This window comes from Candidatus Competibacter denitrificans Run_A_D11, assembly GCF_001051235.1.
GTDB lineage: Bacteria > Pseudomonadota > Gammaproteobacteria > Competibacterales > Competibacteraceae > Competibacter_A > Competibacter_A denitrificans.
On sequence record NZ_CBTJ020000049.1, the window covers coordinates 1 to 18,263 of the forward strand.

14 protein-coding genes and 1 pseudogene are annotated in these 18,263 nt (G+C 56.3%); 7 read left to right on the top strand and 8 right to left on the bottom strand.

Features of this window, described 5'->3' with window-relative positions; genetic code table 11:
- The first annotated feature begins 136 nt into the window (after positions 1 to 136).
- The 3 genes from BN873_RS11200 to BN873_RS11210 are packed head-to-tail and all read left to right on the top strand — an operon-like array spanning position 137 to position 2,808.
- Positions 137 to 796, top strand: a complete 660-nt coding sequence (locus BN873_RS11200; RefSeq protein WP_048673691.1) for a cold shock domain-containing protein — start codon at positions 137 to 139, stop codon at positions 794 to 796.
- A gap of 7 nt (positions 797 to 803) precedes the next feature.
- Positions 804 to 1,241 (top strand): GNAT family N-acetyltransferase, encoded by a 438-nt coding sequence (locus BN873_RS11205; protein ID WP_053085308.1) that lies wholly within the window; start codon positions 804 to 806, stop codon positions 1,239 to 1,241.
- Positions 1,231 to 2,808 carry a complex I subunit 4 family protein gene (locus BN873_RS11210; RefSeq protein WP_242434418.1) on the top strand — a complete coding sequence of 526 codons (1,578 nt, stop codon included), beginning with the start codon at positions 1,231 to 1,233 and terminating at the stop codon, positions 2,806 to 2,808. Before BN873_RS11205 ends, BN873_RS11210 begins: the two co-directional genes overlap by 11 nt.
- Positions 2,809 to 2,814: 6 nt before the next feature.
- Here the strand turns inward: BN873_RS11210 and BN873_RS11215 are convergent, their stop codons facing one another.
- From BN873_RS11215 to BN873_RS11225, 3 genes are read right to left on the bottom strand one after another with little or no spacing between them, the layout of a single operon-like run.
- Positions 2,815 to 3,132 (bottom strand): AzlD domain-containing protein, encoded by a 318-nt coding sequence (locus BN873_RS11215; protein ID WP_048673693.1) that lies wholly within the window; start codon positions 3,130 to 3,132, stop codon positions 2,815 to 2,817.
- Positions 3,132 to 3,818, bottom strand: coding sequence for an AzlC family ABC transporter permease (locus tag BN873_RS11220; protein ID WP_048673695.1), 687 nt, complete (start codon positions 3,816 to 3,818; stop codon positions 3,132 to 3,134). Before BN873_RS11220 ends, BN873_RS11215 begins: the two co-directional genes overlap by 1 nt.
- An 11-nt stretch (positions 3,819 to 3,829) precedes the next feature.
- On the bottom strand, positions 3,830 to 5,065 hold the full coding sequence (locus BN873_RS11225; RefSeq protein WP_048673697.1) for a serine hydrolase domain-containing protein: 1,236 nt from the start codon (positions 5,063 to 5,065) through the stop codon (positions 3,830 to 3,832).
- A 417-nt stretch (positions 5,066 to 5,482) separates the two neighbouring features.
- Here BN873_RS11225 and BN873_RS11230 point away from each other — a divergent pair, with 417 nt between their 5' ends.
- Positions 5,483 to 5,884, top strand: a complete 402-nt coding sequence (locus BN873_RS11230; protein WP_171820456.1) for a septal ring lytic transglycosylase RlpA family protein — start codon at positions 5,483 to 5,485, stop codon at positions 5,882 to 5,884.
- Positions 5,885 to 5,964: 80 nt separating this feature from the next.
- On the opposite strand, the gene BN873_RS11235 is transcribed toward BN873_RS11230, so the two are convergent.
- Both BN873_RS11235 and BN873_RS11240 read right to left on the bottom strand, forming a co-directional pair.
- Positions 5,965 to 7,437 (bottom strand): DUF3443 family protein, encoded by a 1,473-nt coding sequence (locus tag BN873_RS11235; protein WP_048673700.1) that lies wholly within the window; start codon positions 7,435 to 7,437, stop codon positions 5,965 to 5,967.
- A 15-nt stretch (positions 7,438 to 7,452) separates the two neighbouring features.
- Positions 7,453 to 7,935 carry a DUF2844 domain-containing protein gene (locus BN873_RS11240; RefSeq protein WP_048673703.1) on the bottom strand — a complete coding sequence of 161 codons (483 nt, stop codon included), beginning with the start codon at positions 7,933 to 7,935 and terminating at the stop codon, positions 7,453 to 7,455.
- Between the two features lie 357 nt (positions 7,936 to 8,292).
- Here BN873_RS11240 and BN873_RS11245 point away from each other — a divergent pair, with 357 nt between their 5' ends.
- Positions 8,293 to 10,191 carry a propionyl-CoA synthetase gene (locus BN873_RS11245; RefSeq protein ID WP_048673706.1) on the top strand — a complete coding sequence of 633 codons (1,899 nt, stop codon included), beginning with the start codon at positions 8,293 to 8,295 and terminating at the stop codon, positions 10,189 to 10,191.
- Between the two features lie 57 nt (positions 10,192 to 10,248).
- Here the strand turns inward: BN873_RS11245 and BN873_RS11250 are convergent, their stop codons facing one another.
- The 3 genes from BN873_RS11250 to BN873_RS11260 all read right to left on the bottom strand — a co-directional run bounded on the left by BN873_RS11250 (position 10,249) and on the right by BN873_RS11260 (position 16,267).
- On the bottom strand, positions 10,249 to 12,036 hold the full coding sequence (locus BN873_RS11250) for a hybrid sensor histidine kinase/response regulator (RefSeq protein ID WP_053085310.1): 1,788 nt from the start codon (positions 12,034 to 12,036) through the stop codon (positions 10,249 to 10,251).
- A 209-nt stretch (positions 12,037 to 12,245) separates the two neighbouring features.
- Positions 12,246 to 15,587 carry a chemotaxis protein CheB gene (locus tag BN873_RS11255; protein WP_053085312.1) on the bottom strand — a complete coding sequence of 1,114 codons (3,342 nt, stop codon included), beginning with the start codon at positions 15,585 to 15,587 and terminating at the stop codon, positions 12,246 to 12,248.
- Positions 15,588 to 15,805: 218 nt separating this feature from the next.
- The gene (locus BN873_RS11260; RefSeq protein ID WP_048673709.1) at positions 15,806 to 16,267 is read right to left on the bottom strand and encodes a hypothetical protein; all 462 of its coding nucleotides are present in this window, start codon (positions 16,265 to 16,267) and stop codon (positions 15,806 to 15,808) included.
- A 144-nt stretch (positions 16,268 to 16,411) separates the two neighbouring features.
- On the opposite strand from BN873_RS11260, the gene BN873_RS11265 reads away from it, so the two are divergent.
- Both BN873_RS11265 and BN873_RS21445 read left to right on the top strand, forming a co-directional pair.
- Entirely contained in the window at positions 16,412 to 18,103 is a 1,692-nt protein-coding gene (locus BN873_RS11265) for a potassium channel family protein (RefSeq protein ID WP_048673711.1), read from the top strand.
- A gap of 57 nt (positions 18,104 to 18,160) precedes the next feature.
- Positions 18,161 to 18,263, top strand: a pseudogene (locus BN873_RS21445) (IS701 family transposase); the annotation flags it as partial.

An 18,263-nucleotide genomic window follows, 5' to 3' on the forward strand; every position in this document is an offset into this window, starting at 1 on the left:
CTATCCGTATTCTACTGAAGAAATTGTATCCACCTCTTAATGAAGAGGGCTGCGATTAATCATTTGTATCTGAATAAGAATTTTCGGATAGGCTCTAAATTTGTAATTTAATACTTAGGGCTAGGGATTAGATGAGATGAAAGGCAAAATCTCTGATTGGAAAGATGACAAGGGATTTGGTTTTATTAGAGGGCACGAGCAGTCAGATAAAATTTTTTTCCATATCTCTGATATAAAGACAAACGGAAGAAGGCCAAAAATAGATGATTTAGTAGAGTTTGAGATAGCTCAAGATTCTCAAAAAAGATTAAAAGCTAAAAATATTGTTATTGAAAGTTTACCAGCTAAGCGAGGTCATCAAGTAAATTATAGTAATGTTGCACCTCCAAAAAAGACAATCCTCGATTGTCTTTCAATTGCTGTTTTATTTATCTCAATTGGGAGTGGTGCCTTTATTTATTATAAAATTCAAGACGTTAATAAAATTATTCTGCTTGGTGTTTTCGTGATAATCTCAGTAATAATCTTTTTAAGAAAGAAAACCCCTAAAGAAAAAGCTTTCACTTGTGCTCGCTGTAAATCAATTGCAAGTTTTGATAAAAGAACAATACAGGCATGGAATGCTGGCTTCGATAAACTTTACTGTATTGCCTGCCATAAGCAATGGTTAGAAGCTCACTCTCAACAACAGGTTATTAGAAGCAGGCAAAGCACAAGTGGATGCCTCGGTATTTTTGTCTTACTTTTATTACTACCAATACTAATGCTTACCGGCATATATACATGGTTTTCTTAGCACTGTTATGAATATTCAAATAGCCACCACCGAACACCAAATCACCGCCTGCTTCCCGGCAATACACGAATTACGCCCGCATCTTTCAGAAGCGGAGTTCGTCGCACAAGTCCAACGTCAGATGCAAAATCATGGCTACACGCTGGTTTATCTCACGGTCGGAGATCAAGTGGTCGCGGCGGCCGGTTATCGGGTCACCGAGTTTTTGTATTCTGGGAAGATGTTTTATGCCGATGATCTGATCTGCCGGAGCGCGTTTCGCAAGCACGGCTATGGCGGCAAACTACTGGATTGGTTGCTGGAAAAAGCTGAAGAACTGTCCTGCGCGCAATTCCATCTCGATTCCGGCGTCCATCGCCACGACGCCCACCGGCTTTATCTGGGCCGAAAGCTGCACATCAGTTCCCACCACTTTTCCAAGGAGCTTGGCAACAGTGCCGCCTAATCTCGAATCACTGCCGGCTGCCGATCCGCTCGGTTTTCCCATCTTGAGCGTGCTGATTGGCCTGCCCGTGCTCTGGGCCTTGGGGCTGGCATTCTTGCGCGACCAGCGCACCGTTCGCGTGGTGGCGCTGATGGGGGCTGGACTGGAATTGCTGCTGTCGCTGGTGATGCTGGCCGCACTACGCCCAGACATAGCCGGGATGCAGTTGGTGGAACGGGCAACCTGGATTCCCAGCCTGAACGTGCACTATCTGGTCGGCATTGACGGGATTGCGGCGCTGTTTCCGCCGCTGACGGCTTTGCTGTTCTGCGCGGTGATTCTCGCATCCTGGACCAGCATTCAGTCGATGCCCCGCTTGTATTTCGCTCTGCTGTTAGCGCTGGAAGGCGTGACGGTGGGCGTGTTCTGCGCGCTGGATTTGGTGCTGTTCTTCCTCTTCTGGGAATTGACGCTGGTGCCGATTTATTTTCTGGTCAGCCTGTGGGGCATCGGCCCGGAGCGGCGCTATGCGGCGGTTAAATATACTTTATTCATGTTGGCCGGCGGAATTCCGCTGCTGTTCGCCATTCTGCTGCTGGGCCTTTACCACACCAGCGGCGTCGGCGCGCCGGGGCTGGACGCGCTGATTTTCGATTATCCAACGCTGCTCGAACGGCCGCTGCCCACGGAGTTGCAGGCGCTCGTCTTCTTGTTGTTATTCGTCGGCTTTGCGGTAAAAGCGCCGCTGTTTCCGTTCCATACCTGGTTGCCGACCGTGTTGCGCGAGGGGCCAATCGGCTTGAGCGCACTGTTAGTCGGCCTCAAACTCGGCGCGTTCGGCATTCTGCGTTTTGCCGTGCCGCTGGCCCCGACGGCGGCGCGCGAGTATGTCTGGCTGATGGCCGGACTGGGTCTGTTCGGGATGTTGTACGGGGCGCTGGTGGCGCTGCGACAGTCCAATCTGCGGCTGATGCTGGCGTTTTCCAGCGTCAGTCACGTTGGGCTGGTAATCGCTGGTATCGCTGCACTGAACGTGCAAGGGGTGCAGGGTGCGGTGTTTCAACTGGCCAACTTCGGGGTCATCGCGGGCGGTTTGCTGCTGCTGACCGGATTTCTGCACCATCGGCTCGGTTCGACCGACCTGGCCAGCCTGGGCGGCCTGGCCCAACCGTTGCCCTTACTGACCGGCTGTTTTCTGCTGCTCGGTATGGCCTCCATCGGCTTGCCCGGCACCAATGGCTTTGTCGCGGAGCTGCTGATTCTGCTTGGATTGTTGCAGGTTTCACCCGGCCTGGCCGTGGTGGCGGTGCTCGGCGTGATTCTGGGCGCAGCTTATTTTTTGAGTTTCTTCCGACACGCTTTTCTGGGTCCGGTGAGCGATAAAACTGTCGCCTCAGCGGCAGACTTACGACCGCGCGAGCTGCTGGTCGCCTGTGTGCTGGGGGTATTGGTGCTGGCGGGCGGCTTGTTCCCCAACCCAATCCAGAATCTCACCGCCAGCGCAGCGAACGCCTGGGTCACCCGCATGAGCGCTGACACCGCACCCGCTAGAGCACTGGCACAGAACCAGATCGACTCTGAACGGTAAGTGCGCTTATCCGATCAGGCTAGACCACAGCGCTAACGTCGCAAAACCGCCCACCAGAGTCCACAGTACACTACGGGTGGCCGCAGCGATGATGATGGCGACGATCCCGGCCATCAAGCGCGTGTTTCGCCATGACAGCCACAACGCGCCATCCGCCAACAGCAATTCGGGTATTACCAACGCAGTCAGCGTAGCGACCGGCACGAACGGCAACAGTACCCGGAACCAGCGCGGAAACGTCACCCGGCCTTCGGCGGCGATAAACGACAGCCGCAGCCCGAAAGTCAGCAGTCCACAGATCACCATGATCAGCCAAACGCTCATCACGCTTTATCCACAGCCCACCAGCCGGCCGCCATCCCCGCCAGCGCCGCCGCCAGTAACCCCAGTTTGAACGGCAATCCCGCCGCCAGCAGCGCTACACTGCCGGCAACCCCGGCTGCCAGCAACATTGCTCGGCTGCGGATTAGCGGAACGACGATGGCGATAAAGGTCAGCGGCAGGGCAAAATCGAGCGGCCAATCGGCCGGCAAACGAGCGCCCAGCAATACCCCAACAGCGGTGGACAATTGCCAGCCGCCCCATAACGCCAGACCGGCCCCCAGATAAAACCAGTGCCGATCAGGACTGGGTTGGCTTTCGGCTTCCCGGTGGCTGATGGCGGCAAAGGCTTCATCGGTGAGCAAATAGGCCAACAGCAGCTTCCAGCGGCGCGGCAGGTGCGCCAAGCGCGGGGCCAGCGCGGCGCTATACAGCGCATGACGCAGATTCAGCAATCCCACCTCAGCGACCATCACGGTCGCCGGCGCACCCACGCCAACCAACTGGCAAAACAAAAATTGAGCCGACCCGGCGAATAGGATCGACGACATGGCCAGCGCCGCTGCTGGCGTTAATCCATTGGCCAAGGCCAGTACACCATAAATCATGCCAAATGGCGCGACACCGACCAGCAGCGGAGCCAACGCCCGCACGCCAGCCCAAAATTCCTGCTTCACTGCGCGAGACATAGCCAAACGAATCAATCCACTAGCGCCTGATAGACCAGTTGGCGCAGTTGAGGGCGGAGCGCATGGGTGCTGGATGGAAACAGTTGGGTGAACAGCAAGGCGGTGATTTGCTCGGTGGGGTCCACCCAAAACGCGGTGCTAGCGGCGCCACCCCAGGCGAATTCACCGGGCGAACACAACACTTTATTGGCCACCGGATCAAGCACCACTGAAAAGCCCAGCCCGAAGCCAATACCGTCGAACGTAGTTTCAGCGAACAGCGGCCGACCGAAGGTTTCAAGATCAACACCGCCGGGCAGATGATTGCGGGTCATATAGCGCACGGTTCGGTTGCTCAACAGCCGAACCCCGTCCAGCTCCCCGCCCCGCAAGAGCATTTGTGTGAAGCGATGATAATCGGCGGCCGTCGATATCAAGCCATCACCGCCCAGGCAACAGAGGGGACGCTGTGATCTGACTTGCCCCATGCTTTCGTTACGAACCGCCCGTAAGGTACTGGGTTGGGGCGAATAGAAGGCGGCTAATCGGTCGCTGGCCTGGTCGGCCACCCAAAAGCCGGTGTCAGACATGCCAAGTGGCTGAAAAATTCGCTTGGCGAAAAACTGATCCAGCGTCATTCCCGAAATGACTTCGACGACCCGGCCCAGCACATCACTCGCCACCGAATAATTCCATTCGCTTCCCGGCTGAAATAGCAAGGGCAATCCGGCCCAGCGTTCGCAGCAGGCGGCCAAATCAAGCCCATCGGGTGACCCCCATTCGAAGCCAGCAGCCCGATACAGAGCGTCAACCGGATGGGCATGATGGAACCCATAGGTGAACCCGGCGGTATGGGTGAGCAAGTGCCAAATTCGTATTGGATCGTTGAGTGGTTCGGTGACAGGCTTTAACGCAGAGCCGCTGCGATACACGCGCGTTTCAGCAAACGCGGGAATGAAGCGACTGATGGGGTCTTTGAGTTCAAAAGCCCCTTCCTCGTACAGCATCATCGCTGCGATAGCCGTGACCGGCTTGGTCATCGAGTAAATACGGAACAGCGTGTCACACTCGATAGACTTACCGGCTTCCAGATCCCGTTGGCCGTATCGGCCAAGATAGGCGATCTTGCCGGCCCGGCTCACCAGAATCAGCCAACCCGGTAACCGGCCGTCATCGACGTAACGCGCGAAATGCGTACCGATCCGAGCAAGCCGCCCAGCATCAAACCCCACTTCACCGGCTTCCACTTCGACTACAAGTTCGTGCATGGCTCCGATTTCACTGTTGCAGTGGATGACGATTAAAAACCAAATCTCGATCTATGGTACCGGTGTCTAGCCTAAAGCGCACTCGCGGAAATTATCAAAAAATTATAAAAATAAGCTATTGATTAATTTAATAAAAAAAATGAACCATGTAAAATTATAGCCTTATTTACTCCTATGAAAAAATTTTGTAATAAAATCAATCTGTTATACTTTTAACAAAAATGTAGCAAAAAAAAATATATTTATATAAAAATCAATGAATTAAATAAAAAATTAAAAAATTTTCGAAAATTTTTGTTGCTTTTCCATTGTGGGGCCGTGCTATCCTTCGGCGGTCAATAGTGTAGAGGGTTTCGATTAACTTATTGTTTTTTAATTTAAAAGCTAATCTATAGCCCACATTATGGAGATCAATTCTTGAATAAACGCAATACACATCGTCTAAACGCTCGACCCGCCAGCAAGGGGGGCGCCCGCTTGCAACGGGCTGTCTTGATCGGCGCTTTAACGCTATGCGCCAGTATCCCGGCTTACGCCAATCAAATTGGCCAAGCGTCCTGGTACGGACCAGGTTTTCACGGCAGGAAGACGGCGAGCGGACAAACGTTTAATCAGCACGCGCTCACGGCTGCGCACCGGCAATTGCCGCTCGGTACGAGAGCCAGGGTGACCAACCTGAACAACGGCAAGAAAGTTGAAGTGACGATCAACGACCGGGGGCCTTATGTGGGTGGCCGGGTCATTGATCTCTCGCGCGCAGCAGCCAGAAGATTAGCGATCAATGGCTTAGGGCGCGTTCGCATTGAAGCACTGCCCTAAGCGGCACACGCTGAGCCGGCCGATGGCCGGCTAACCGGCACGACCCCGCGTATGAATTTCCTGACAGAGAACCAGCCTCGTCAATACGCCCAGTACGGCCCGACGCCTCCTGGCGTGTTGCGGCCCTCAATAGCGACATACACATTACGCCCAAAGAAAAACGGCAAGCCGTAATCGAAGCGCCCCGCCAACACCCCAGCTAAGTTGTTAAAGGCTTTGCGTTTGGAATCGATCAAGGTTTGGGCATTGGCAACGCTGAACGTCACTGCACCGCTGACCCCATTTCTACCGGTATTGGTGACGGTAAAGGTCGTCTCCGTGGCCGGGCAATAGAAGCCACTGTAAATGCCTTGGCAAGCCGGTAACCCCGTGACAGCGGCGCTCAGGAAGAAGATCCCATTGGAACCGCTGTCGATAAAGCTGGAACTGTACGAGGCGCCGTTATAGGTAGCAGTGAAGTTTCCGCGAGCGTCGGTCGTATAAACGGCAGCGTTACCCAAGCCGTTATTCGGCTGAGTGCCGATGCCAAACACCAGCGAACCGGTCACCGACTCCTGGCCAGCATTGGCAATGCTCGGCAATTGCACGATCAAGCCGTTATTGTCATTCGAAAACATCGCCACCGGATTTTGCACTTGCCGCGCGGTCGGCACCGCCGTCTCGACGCAACTGCTCGTTGAGCAGGAGTAATAGACATTAAGGGCCTGCTGGGCGCAGCTATCGCCGCAATCTTCCAGGAACAAACCGATCCCCAGGATACCGTTGGCGCCTAATCGCGACAGCGTATTCTCGTTGGAGCCGCCGGTATTTCGGCAACTGCTCGGCACTGCCGGCGCATCGGCCGGCGCGATGACCTGGATCGGCACAGAGGAAGCCAACTGGTCGCCCAGATAAATATCGGCCAAGGCAATCGGCCCCCAGGTAAAGCCATCCAAAAACTGCATACACTGCACTAAAGGATTGCCATCGGACGCCGTATGCGCTGGCAAGGACAGCCCAAGCTGACCACCAGCAGCAGCACTCAACATCCGCACACCCACCGCGCCGGTATCGACCAATACATGGTCGATGGTCTGGCAACGGCTGGTGCTACCCGGCTCGCAGACCCGCACACTGGTGAAAAGGCCGTTGACATAATAATCGGCTCCCAATCCAGGCGGGCCACCGTCCACCACGATGGGATGCACATTCTGGGCGCTGCCCGCCGGATTAACGGTCACTGTCGCCGAACCTGAGCGGCTGCCGTCTTGGGTCGAGGTCGCGGTTACTGTGACCGGTGTGATGCTAGAAACCAGCGGCGCTGTCAGAACGCCAGAGGCAGCGATACTGCCCGCGCTGGTTGTCCAGCTCACGGCTGTGCTGTAGTTACCGCTACCGGCCACCGCCGCCGAACAATGACTGGTGCCACCGGAGCGCACCGTTGCCGGTGTGCAAGTGACACGCACCGAGGTCACACCGGCGGGGGTCGTACCGCTATCACCGCCACCACCACCGCCACAGCCCACCCCTAATACGACGCCGCTGATCAGGACAAGAAATCCGAATAAACGCATGTGGTTTCCCTCAATTTAGCGGATCATGCCGATGCCTACACCCGACGGCACGGCTCGCGGCAGATAGGCGCGACCGCGAAAATCGCGCAATCGCCCAGTTTGCTCGAAGACAAAATCCGAGGTTTCGATGACCACGGGTCCGCGCCGATGGCTCTGGCGTTTGGCGACCGCCTGCTGGAATTTGGTGAAATACTGCTCACCAAGTAATTGGCGTAAATCAGGCACGGTGGGACCCTCCCACCCCACGCCGAAAATCTTGCCATCGTCAGCGGCATACTCACGGACAATATGACCGGTCGCCGCCTCAATCTCATGCAGCGTGTAGGCTTGGGCTGGCGCTAGGCGCACAACACCTTTCAGATGGGCGGCATCGCTCTCTACTGAGGCGACTGTGCCACCCAGTTCGGCGTGTGCCGACCCTGACACGGTGGCGCCAACGACACAAGCGACCATTAGCGAACATGCCGCCGCCAATTGGGGGGAACTGCGCTTTACCATGCCTTTCTCCTGGTTTGAGCGTTGTCTGAAGTCAATATCATGGACTTTCCCGGTAAGTCGGATACATCTCGAACCGCACGCGGTAGATAAACGATTGACACCATTTAAGCACGATTGCTCCCGCAGGGGATGTGCTTGGTTTTGCAAAGCGAGCACAACCCATCAGCGGCTGCGCTGTTTGCATGGCCATGCGCTGCTATCCTTGGTAACAGGTCATCCAGGCAGCCATCTGTTTGCCGATGACCGGTAACAGTAGCAAACTAGCGCTAAAACAGTGCTTAAGCAAAACCATAGGCCCCGAATACTCAGGGCCAAGCTCAATTGCCATCAAAATAGATTTGGGAGGAAGTACCAAACATGAGCAGTTACGACAGCATTTATCGCCGTTCGCTGACTGACCCTGCCGGCTTTTGGGGCGAAGCTGCCGCCGAAATCGACTGGTTCAAACCCTGGGATAAGGTGGTAGACGATAGTCGCGCCCCGTTCTATCGCTGGTTTGTCGGTGGTGAACTGAACACCTGCTATAACGCGCTGGATCGGCATGTGGCCGGTGGCCGAGCCGAGCAAGCCGCGTTGATCTACGACAGCCCTGTCACCGAAACCATCCAGGTTTTGACCTTTAAAGAGATGCTTGATCTGGTTTCGCGTTTTGCCGGTGTTCTCAGGCGACTTGGGGTCAATAAGGGTGATCGGGTCATTATCTATATGCCGATGGTGCCGCAAGCGGTGGTCGCCATGCTGGCCTGTGCGCGACTTGGCGCGATTCATTCGGTCGTATTCGGCGGCTTTGCCTCACACGAACTGTCAACCCGTATCAACGACGCCACGCCTAAAGTCGTCGTCTCGGCCTCCTGCGGCATCGAAGGTAGCAAAGTGCTGCCGTACAAGCCGCTACTTGATGCCGCACTCGACATGGCCAGCCACAAGGTCTCGGCCTGCGTCATCCTGCAACGCCCGCAAATTCAAGCCCCCCTCACCTCTGGCCGTGATCACGACTGGGATGAGCAAATGGCGGGCGCGACTCCGGTCGATTGTGTTCCGGTCGCGGCGACTGATCCTTTATATATCCTGTACACCTCCGGCACCACCGGCCAGCCGAAGGGCATTGTCCGCGACAACGGCAGTCACACGGTCGCTACCCAATGGACGATGCAGCACTTCTACACCATCCAGCCTGGCGAAACCATGTGGGCGGCCTCGGATGTCGGCTGGCAGGTCGGTCATTCCTACATCGCCTATGGCCCGATGCTCCACGGCGCCACTGCAACGCTCTATGAAGGCAAACCGGTCGGTACGCCCGATGCTGGCGCGTTCTGGCGGGTCATCAGTCGGCACCGGATTCCCGTGCTGTTCACGGCTCCTACCGCCTTTCGCGCCATCAAGCGGGAAGATCCAGATGGCCAACTGGTCAAGCAATACGATCTGTCACATTTTCGCGCGTTATTCCTGGCCGGTGAACGATCCGATCCCGACACCCTGCAATGGGCCGAAAAGCATCTTAACGTACCGGTCATCGATCACTGGTGGCAGACCGAGACCGGCTGGGCCATCGCCGGCGTTCCGCTGGGCATCGAACGCTTCCCGGTCAAATACGGTTCGACCAGTAAGGCGATGCCGGGCTGGAACGTGCAGGTACTGGGAGCGGACGGCCAGCCAGTGGGCACTAATCAAGAAGGTGCGCTGGTCATGAAGCTGCCGATGGCCCCCGGCGCCTTCACCACCCTGTGGAATGCCGAACAGCGTTGCCGCGATGCCTATTACGAGGAAAATCCTGGGTATTACACCACCGGCGATTCCGGTTATATCGATGATGAAGGCTATATCTTCGTGATGGGGCGGGTCGATGATGTGATCAATGTCGCCGGCCATCGTTTATCCACCGGAGCGATGGAAGAAGTCCTGGCCTCTCATCAGGATGTCGCCGAATGCGCGGTGATCGGCGTCACTGATGAAATGAAAGGCCAGTTGCCGCTCGGCTTTATCGTGCTGAAAAGCGGGGTCGAACGGCCGCATGAGGAGATCAGCAAGGAGGTGGTGGCCATGGTGCGCGAGCGCATCGGCCCGGTGGCCGCATTTAAGACGGCGCTGGTGGTCAACCGCTTGCCCAAGACCCGCTCAGGCAAAATTCTGCGTGGCACCATGCATAAAATCGCCGATAGCGTGGAGTATAAAGTGCCCGCTACCATCGATGATCCGACCATCCTGACCGAGATCGGCGCAGCGCTGAAAACGGTCGGCTACGCTACGAAGGCATAGAATCCGCCGAGAGTTGACCCGCCGCTTGGAGGGATCTGAGCGGCGAGTCGATGATCTCTAGCCCATTGGGTCCAGCGCCACTGGCGAGGGTCCATCCGCCGCCGTGTTACCCAAAGCGCCTTGCAGGCACTGGGTCAGCGCCTCTAGCGTGTAAGGTTTTTGCAGGAAACCCGACAGCCGTTTGCCGGCAAAGCGCGGCGCGATCTCACTTTCGGTATAGCCGCTGGACATGACGACACGAAGCCGCGCATCCATCCGGCGCAGTTCCCGAAAGGTTTCCTCACCATCCAGATCCGGCATGGTCAGATCCAGTAAGACCAGCACGATTTCATCGCGTCGGCCCTGGAACATCTCCAACGCTTCGCGCCCATCTGCGGCCGTCAGCACCTCAAACCCGACCCGCTCCAGCATTCGGGTACCCATCACCCGCACCGATTCTTCATCGTCAACCAGTAAAATCGTCCCAGCTCCTTTCCAGCTACTGCTCTTGACGTTCTGATTGCGGCCCGCCAGCGCCTTTTCCTCTAGGACCGCAGGAAACAGAACCTTGAAGGTGGTGCCGCGGCCCGGTTCGCTGTACACCTTCAGCGCGCCCTTGTGTCCGCGCACGATGCCCAGCACCGCCGACAGGCCCAGCCCGCGGCCGGTAAACTTGGTGGTGAAAAATGGCTCGAAGATGCGGCGTTGAATATCCTGATCCATGCCGCAACCGGTATCGGATACCTCCAGCCAGACATAAGCGCCTTCGGTGAGGCTCTCGTCGAGAAACGCTTCGGTCAGATACTCGCGCGAACATTCCATGGCACCGGTCGAGATGGTGATCGCGCCGCCATGATCGCTGAGCGCTTCGGACCCGTTGATCACCAGATTCATAATGACTTGACGAATCTGGCTGGGATCACCCCGCAGCAGCGGCAAGGAATCTTTCAAGTTCAGGTTGAAAATCGCCTTCTTGCCGATGGATGCCTTGAGCAACGACACCATCTCCCCGATCAGGTCGCGCAAGCGGATGTTTTCAATGATGCACTGGCCCTTACCGGAATACGCCAGCATTTGCCGACACAGCTCAGCGGCGCGCAATGACGTTTCCTCAATGGCGATCAAGCTGTCGCGGGCGGGTGTGATCGGCGGTAACTCATCAATCGCCAGGCTGGCGTTACCTAAAATAACCGTCAGCAGGTTATTGAAATCGTGGGCAATGCCACCGGCCAACACCCCCAGACTTTCCAGTTTCTGGGTTTGTTGCATCTGCCGCTCCAGTTGCAAACGCTTCTCTTCCGCCCATTTACGCGCGGTGATATCGGTAACGGCTAGATACAGCAAAGGCGTGCCCTTCCCCTGTGTGGTCAACACCGTGTTGATGATGGTGCCTTCCATGTGGGCGTAAAAAGCCGGACCCTCTGTCCGCAAAATGAGCACTTCCAGATTTTTTCCAGCCGGATTGCCGAAGAACGCCCGATAGCGCGCCAAAAAAACACCCCGGTCATCCCCTTCCATACATTCTGAAAAGGGAGTACCGATCAGCCGTGCCCGCTTGCCGTTCACCATGCGGCAGAACGTTTCGTTCACTTCGTGGATTAGGCCGACATCATTCAACACCAAATAGCCGATGGGCGCTTGGTGGAACAAGAGCGAAAACTGATTACGCGATTGTTCCAGTTCACCGAGCACACGGCGCAATTCCTCGTTTTGAATTTCCAGCTCAATCTGGTGGACTTGCAGCTCATGCATGAGCTTATCGGGGCTTTCAGCGGAAAACTCCAGCTTTTCCAAACCACGCCGCGCCGCGCTCGCTTCAGCTTTCTCGCGGAGGATGTTCGCCTCTCCCCTTTTATCTTGCATCATGATGTGTCACACCTTACTGAACTGATTTTTGAGTGCCTACCCAGATTAAGGTTACCAGGGATTTTCCTCAACAGGGCAACGCCTGTGTACGTGATGCCATTAAGCATAGCGCGCTGATCAAGTGATCCGCCGTTTAAGCGGCGCCGTTCACGGTGAGATTTTTCGAGGCTGGCATAGGCAAGCAACCGGTTGGCTTACTTGCAGCCCCTTCAACTCGTCGGCGCTTCGTACCCGACGAACTCGTGAGCAACCACCACGCGGGTGGGGCCTTCGCCGGGCAGGCGGGTCACCCGCCCGACGAACCAGCGCTGCTCCTGGGCTGAATAGCAAGGATAGCTCTGGGTGAATCGCTCGCAGGTACTGCTCAGCACCGCGCGAAGACCTTTGGCGAAATCGGCAGCACCATTGGCATGACCTCCCTGTGCCCGATCACAAACCGTTAAATAATTGACCCCTTCAGTCAATTGATCAAGTTCACCGCCGTTTGCGATGGCAAATTTTCGCCATGCCTCGTTGACGGCGAGAATGATCCCCCTTTCATCAAGAATGGCGACATGCGTGGTCAAGGCGTCAAGTGCGGCACGGGCTAGGCGTTCCGACTCTTGGGCTTGCGTGAGGGCTTGCTTATAGGCAGACAAGTCCAAAACGGCAACTGTCGTTCCTTCATCGGGCTTGGCAGGGTTCAGTGCCGAGCCATTGATCAAGACGGGGATGACCGCACCATCCCCGCGCCGCCAGCGGACCTCCAACGTGCCCACGCCCAGCTTACGGATCTGCGCGTACAAAGACTCACCGACGAAATCGAACTCTTCCTGGGACAGATACAGCATTCGCGAACTTTGGCCGAGCAGCACGTCACGCTGGTAGCCGAGCATCCGGCACAGTTGGTCGTTGACTTCGAGGAACCGGCGCGCAGCAACCCGCCCAACGCCAACCGGCACCGCACGATACAGGCTGGCCAGCCGCGTTTCGTGGTCCGATAAGTCCGCCTGGGCGGCCTTTAGCAAACCGATATCAGTGAACGTCAGCACCACGCCGGAGACGGCTTCCTCGCCAACGTGATAAGGCAAGACCCGCATCAAAAACCAGGCCCCTGCCCGTGTGCGCACTTCCTGCTCACGCTCGCTGCCACCCGCTGCCACTGCTTCGATCATCTCGTAAGGGTCCGCATCGACCAACGTGTGCAATAGGTGACTCACCGGCCGCCCGACATCCGTGTCCAAAATTTTAAAAACGTGCTTGATCGGTGGGGTAAAACGGCGAATCAGCCGGTGCTCGTCGAGGAACAAGGTTGCGATCCGGGTACTGGTCATGAAATTGTCCAGATCGTTATTCAGCTCAATCAATTCCATGATTTTGCGCTGATGCTCGGCGTTGACGGTGTGTAATTCCTCATTGACAGACTGTAATTCTTCGTTGACGGATTGCAACTCTTGATTGGTGCTCTGCAACTCCTCGTTGCTGGCGAGAAGCTCTTCGTTGGTAGCTTGTAATTCTTCGTTTGAGGTTTCCAGTTCCTCAATGGTCGCTTGCAGGTTTTCGCGGGAAAATTGCAACTCCTGCTCCAGATCACGGATACGCTGTTCCGCCTCCTGACCTGCGTCATAAAGCTGGGAACCGCCCGTAGCGGTGTCCGCTGGTGCTGCGGGGTTATGCTCAATTAAAATCACCGCCAAAGGCTCCTGGCCTTTTTTGCCAGGCAGCGGTCGGATACGAATATGCACCGTCCGGGATTCATCGCGCCAGCGGATTCGGATACCCGTGTATCGGACTTCCTGACCGCCGCTGAAGACCCGCTGCAAGCCGGTGGCCAGCGGGATGGCCAAATCCTGGACCGCGATTTTGGTGATATCGGTTTGCATCTTGCCGGATTGCAAGCGGAAGTACCCATCTGGATCGCCCAAAATGTGCAAGGCTTCCTTCTGCTCATTCACTACGACCGCCAGCGGCATGTAATCATCGGCCAAAGCCTGAAGCAAGCGATCCAGCAACCGCTCTTCCTGGTAATCACGCGCTGGATACGCATTCGGTGTGCGTGGGCGGCTCGACTTGGGTCGCAGTTCCGGTAGGGTGTTAAACTCCAGATTATTACCGGTCGGGTTGCGCTTGCCCTTGGAAGCAAAAATCTTGAGCTTATGGTGCAGCGTTTCGAACGCATCGCTCAAATCGCCTGGTGTTTCGCTGCTGCCCAACAGCAAAAGCCCTTGGGGATTGAGTGAGAAATTAATCAATTCCATCGCTTTGCGTTGTAACACCGGCTGGAGATAAATCAGCAGGTTGCGACAGCTTACCAACTCGATATTGGTAAACGGCGGGTCTTTGATCAGATTGTGCTGCGCAAAAACCACCATCTCCCGCAACACACGAGCCACCTGATAACGATGGTCTTCACGGCGGTGAAAGTACTTGGTGAGATAACCGGGTGGCAGATCGGCGGCGGCGCTCTCAGGATAGAGGCCGCTGCTGGCCCGCAGGATCGCGTCGTGATCCAGATCCGTGGCGAAAATCTTGATCTCGATAGGCTTGCTCAGACGCTCCGCCACCTCGCGGCTGAGCATCGCCAAGGTGTAGGCTTCCTCACCGCTAGAACAGCCGGCCACCCAGAAACGGATTTCCCGGCTTGCAACGCGCTCGAACAACGCCGGTAGGTAACGGCTTTCCAGTTCTTCAAACACCTCGCGGTCACGGAAAAAATTGGTGACCCCGATCAGTAACTCCCGGTACAACGCCATCACTTCGCCGGGATAGCCTTCCATAAATTTGACGTAATCGCGCAGCGCATGAACCTGGTTCATCGTCATGCGCCGCTCGATCCGCCGGATAACGGTATTGGGCTTATAGTGGGTAAAATCCACCCGCGTGCGTTCACGCAAGAGCGTAAAGATCCGCGTTAGACCGTCCTCATCGGGCATTGCCGGCGCTAATTGGTTGGACCTTGCAGCATACGCAGGCTCGATAAAGGACAGTAGCCGATCCGGCATGTCTTCGGGCGGCAGGATGAAATCGGTTAGCCCAGTCGAAATGGCAGCGCGCGGCATCCCATCGAAACGGGCCGAATCGGCGCTTTGCACCAGCACGATACCACCGGCTTCCTTGATCCCGCGAACCCCACGCACCCCGTCGCTACCGGTGCCGGAAAGAATCACGCCAATGGCTTTTCCGGCCTGATCCTCAGCGAGAGAGCGCAAAAACACATCAATGGGTAAATTAAGGCCCCGGCTATGATCGGATTCCCGCAACAGGAGCTTGCCATGGAAAATCGATAGATTTTTCTTGGGGGGGATCAGGTAGACCGAGTTGGCTTCAACGCGCATGCCTTCTTCAGCACGGCGAACTGGCATGGCGGTGCGCTTGGACAGCAACTCGACCATCATGCTTTTATAATCCGGCGAAAGGTGTTGAATGACGATAAACGCCATACCGCTATCGGCGGCCATGCGGGAGAAAAACGATTCCAGTGCCTCCAGGCCACCGGCCGAGGCGCCGATGCCGACGTAGTAAACTGGACGGACGCTTTCGCTTTCTGCTTGGGGGTGATCGTGATGCTGCATCGCGGGAAATTCTACGGCGTGACCGAGACAAGCAAAATCATCGCGCTAATGCTGGGCGGGCATTATGGCAAGGCGCGATGGTGAACAGCTTTGCCAAACATACAGGGCCGACATCTTACCCCGAAACGGCGGCAGGATTTAACCGCTTGGCTCCGTTAATGATAGGGCAACGGTCTACGGTTCGCTGAAATAGATAGCGTGCGGGCTGAACGGGCCGTTCAATCGTCAAGTATCGTGAGGAAATCGTATTGCAAATGACAGCGGATTTTGGTGACTTTCAGGCGATCTTTCTGGGCATTGAGAAGCTGTAGAGCGTATTCGATATATTGCCGGCTGGACATTTCGTTAGCCGTATAACGCCGCAGTAAATCCAGCCAACGCTCATGTACTGCGCAAGGCGTCGAGCGGTCGCCGCCTGCCAGTGGGCAATCGGGGCACCGTGCCTTGGCCAGCGCATGGACCGCTAGCCGTTTTTGCCATTGCTGGCGATAGTCTTGCGCGTAGGTTTCGATCCATTCCAACGCACGAGCCTGACGCTCGGCAACGGGAAATTGCCTGACATAGCGCTTGATGGCTGCGACTTGTCCGAACAGAAAATCGGCGTCGGACATGCTAACGTCTTGTGCTTCGCCCACGAACCGGGCGATCAGTGCCAAAGTGGGATCATCTACGATATGCATAAAAGTGCATTGATTTACCGACTGGATTTGATTATAGCAAAATAATGGTGCATTGCACAAAAATTAATTTAGCGATGACGGCACACGCCAACCGGAACACGGCGTGATCCCGTTTTCAGCCCTACCTTTCTGGAGAAGTGAGACGTGCTTCAAAGGTTTAAGCGCTCAACTCGACGGTTGCTGGCGTTGCTGGCCCTATTACCTGCGGCGGTTCTTATACTCGGCCTGTTGTATATGCTCGGCACCATTTACCTGGAGGGTAGTCCACGCGGGTTCTGGGCCAGCCTGGAATGGGCCTCCGAGACTCTGACCACGACCGGCTATGGTGGGGATTCTCGCTGGAGCCATCCCGTGATGAATCTATTCGTCATGGCGACGCAATTCCTGGGGATGTTTTTAGTCTTTATGATCTTCCCGGTGTATGTGTTGCCCTACTTTGAAGAACGGTTTGAAGCCCGGCTACCGCGCTTACTACCGCCGATGACGGATCAAGTGCTGTTCTTTCGCTATGGCCCAGCCATTGATTCTTTAATTGAAGAATTTCAACGGCTTGGATCGGCGTTCGTCATCCTGGAAGAAGACGTCGTACTGGCCCGCAGCCTGCGGGATCGCGGTTACCAGGTGGTGATCGGCACGCTCGACGAAGACCCAGACGTGCTCGTTGGCGTTAAAGAGGCGCGCGCCGTGGTGACTAACGGTGACGATCATGCCAACGCCACCTGCATCCTGATGACCCGCGAGCAAGGCTTCGAAGGCTCAATTTACGCCCTGGCCGACGATCCCTTACATCGGCCACCGATGCTAAAAGTGGGGGCCACCGCCGTTTTTACACCGACGCACATTCTGGGCGGGGCGTTAGCGGCGCGGGCCAGTACGCGGATTACCCCACCGGCGGAAGGACTGCATCTGCTCGGCACGCAAGTCGGCTTGGCAGAATTTCGGGTGCGCTCGGATAGCCCGTTGGCAGGGCAACGACTCGGCGACTTGCATCTACGCGAGCGTCACGGTGTGACCGTCATTGGCCAATGGCGCGGTGGTCAGTTTTGCACCGTTAAGAACATGGATACCCGGATCGAACCAGGGGCAATTCTGGTGGCGGTCGGCGCTCAGCCCAATCTCGTGCAAGTCGAGCGGCTGGCTGCGCCCATTCGCCGCACCGGCCCGATTGTCGTCGCCGGTTTCGGCACGGTCGGCAGCAAAGTGGTGGAAATGCTGCGTGACGCCCGCGAAACCACCATCGTCATTGACGAGCAACTCATGCCAGGGGTCGATGTGGTGGGTAATATCCTGGAACACGCTACTCTGGAGCGCGCTAAAGTACGCGAAGCCAGCGCGGTGGTGCTGGCCTTGAGCAACGATAGCGGCGGTATTTTCGCCACGGCGGTGGTGCGCGATTACGCACCGGAAATCCCGCTGATCGTCCGCGTCAATCGTGCGCCTAACGTCCCTCGGCTGTATCAAGTGGGCGCGGATTTCGCGCTATCCGTCGGGCAAGTCGCAGGAGAAATTTTGTCCTACCACCTGTTGGCCGAACAGCGGGTGGCGGTCGAACAGCGCCTGAAGTTTGTACGGCTGGGTGCGGGGAGTCTGGTCGGCTTACATCCGTGGCGGGCGTATGTACGGGAACGCACCGGCGCCGCCGTGGTGGCCGTCGAGCGGGATCAAAATGTGTTTGTCAAATTCGATGAGGGATTTCGAGTACGCCCGGACGATGTGCTATTCGTCTGCGGCACCATTGGCGGACTGGACCACTATGTGCGTGAGTTCAAACCGGAGCCAATCGAAAATCCGCACAGTGCAAAGAATTCGGAGCGCGCCAGCCAGCGACTCTCCTAGAACGATTGCACCGATGTAGGAGTTACGCAGTTGGATCTGATGGAGTAAAAGGACGGAATGAACCCAGCGAAAGTGACCGATGAAGATTACATCCAGTTTTTGCTTGCGACGCCGAAGGTCTGCAGCGCGACGGAGGCGGCGCGGGTGCAACCGGAGGAGG

Bases quoted from the DNA above. Each gene is read 5' to 3' on its own strand.
- BN873_RS11200 (WP_048673691.1), top strand. From the start codon at position 137: ATGAAAGGCAAAATCTCTGATTGGAAAGATGACAAGGGATTTGGTTTT.
- BN873_RS11205 (WP_053085308.1), top strand. From the start codon at position 804: ATGAATATTCAAATAGCCACCACCGAACACCAAATCACCGCCTGCTTC.
- BN873_RS11215 (WP_048673693.1), bottom strand. From the start codon at position 3,132: ATGAGCGTTTGGCTGATCATGGTGATCTGTGGACTGCTGACTTTCGGG.
- BN873_RS11220 (WP_048673695.1), bottom strand. From the start codon at position 3,818: ATGTCTCGCGCAGTGAAGCAGGAATTTTGGGCTGGCGTGCGGGCGTTG.
- BN873_RS11225 (WP_048673697.1), bottom strand. From the start codon at position 5,065: ATGCACGAACTTGTAGTCGAAGTGGAAGCCGGTGAAGTGGGGTTTGAT.
- BN873_RS11235 (WP_048673700.1), bottom strand. From the start codon at position 7,437: ATGCGTTTATTCGGATTTCTTGTCCTGATCAGCGGCGTCGTATTAGGG.
- BN873_RS11240 (WP_048673703.1), bottom strand. From the start codon at position 7,935: ATGGTAAAGCGCAGTTCCCCCCAATTGGCGGCGGCATGTTCGCTAATG.
- BN873_RS11245 (WP_048673706.1), top strand. From the start codon at position 8,293: ATGAGCAGTTACGACAGCATTTATCGCCGTTCGCTGACTGACCCTGCC.
- BN873_RS11250 (WP_053085310.1), bottom strand. From the start codon at position 12,036: ATGATGCAAGATAAAAGGGGAGAGGCGAACATCCTCCGCGAGAAAGCT.
- BN873_RS11255 (WP_053085312.1), bottom strand. From the start codon at position 15,587: ATGCAGCATCACGATCACCCCCAAGCAGAAAGCGAAAGCGTCCGTCCA.
- BN873_RS11260 (WP_048673709.1), bottom strand. From the start codon at position 16,267: ATGCATATCGTAGATGATCCCACTTTGGCACTGATCGCCCGGTTCGTG.